The organism is Methylobacterium nigriterrae (assembly GCF_037106235.1).
Classification (GTDB): domain Bacteria; phylum Pseudomonadota; class Alphaproteobacteria; order Rhizobiales; family Beijerinckiaceae; genus Methylobacterium; species Methylobacterium nigriterrae.
In genome coordinates this window covers 1-1,087 of the sequence record NZ_JBAWTG010000404.1, presented here as the reverse complement: position 1 = coordinate 1,087, position 1,087 = coordinate 1, and the positions used below count along the sequence as shown (strand labels likewise).

Annotated in this window: 1 protein-coding gene; it reads left to right on the top strand. The window is 68.8% G+C overall.

Translation table 11 applies throughout. The features are described from left to right. Window positions 1–139 precede the first annotated feature (139 nt). The coding region (locus WDW90_RS37415) for an HPP family protein (protein ID WP_336492771.1) at window positions 140–1,087 on the top strand (948 nt) is incomplete at its 3' end.

The window sequence follows — 1,087 nt, the reverse complement described above, 5'->3', positions numbered from 1 at the left end:
TGCCTCAGCACGTTGCAATTTCAGCCGCGGCCCGTAAACGGATGCCTGGTATACCAGCGCCCTGCGTCGACAATCGGAGCATCTGCCTGTTGAACGGGCGCCTCCGATGGCGGTTCGGGCAAGCGAGGGACGCGCGAGGATGTCCAAGACCGGCAGTCCGGAACACCAAGCTGGCAAGTCACCCGGTTTTCGGCTGTTCAGGCCGATCCTGGCGGGCGCGACCCTGCGGGAGCGCTTGGTCGCCTGCCTGGGTGCGCTCGCCGGCATTACGCTGACCGGCCTGATCTGCGGTTTGGTCTTCGGCCAGGGTCCCGACATCCCGCTCATCGTCGCGCCAATGGGCGCCTCGGCCGTCCTGCTGTTCGCCGTGCCCGCGAGCCCTCTTGCCCAGCCCTGGCCGATCATCGGCGGCAACACGATCTCGGCCTTCATGGGCGTGCTCGCCGCTCACCTCATCCCGGACCCGGTCGTAGCCATCGGCGTCGGCGTCTCACTGGCCATCGCCGCGATGTCGGTGACCCGGTCCCTGCACCCGCCTGGGGGCGCGGCCGCCTTGACGGCGCTGATCGGCGGCCCGGCCGTCACCTCAGCCGGCTTCCTGTTCCCCTTGTTTCCGGTCTGTGTGAACTCGGTCATCCTGGTCGCCCTCGGCATCGCGTTCCACAAGATCTCGCGCCGCAACTACCCGCACGTCCCGGTCGCGGCGCCGGTCAACACGCACGGAACGGCGGATCTGCCCGCGCCGCTGCGCGTCGGCTTCAAGTCGGAGGATGTCGACGCAGCCCTGGTCGCGCTCAATGAGACGCTGGACATCGACCGCGCCGACCTCGATCGCCTCCTCCGCCAGGTCGAGCTGCACGCGCTTGTGCGCACGCAGGGCGACCTCACCTGCGGCGAGGTCATGTCGCGCGACGTGGTCACCATCGGGCTGGACAGCAGCGCCGAGCATGCACGGGAGCTCCTGATCGCGCACAACATCCGGACACTGCCCGTCGTGGACGGAACTGGTCGGCTAGCGGGCACGCTCGGCCTGCGCGAGCTGACGCTGCATGGCGAGGTGGGTATCGCGCAGGTGATGTCCGAGGCC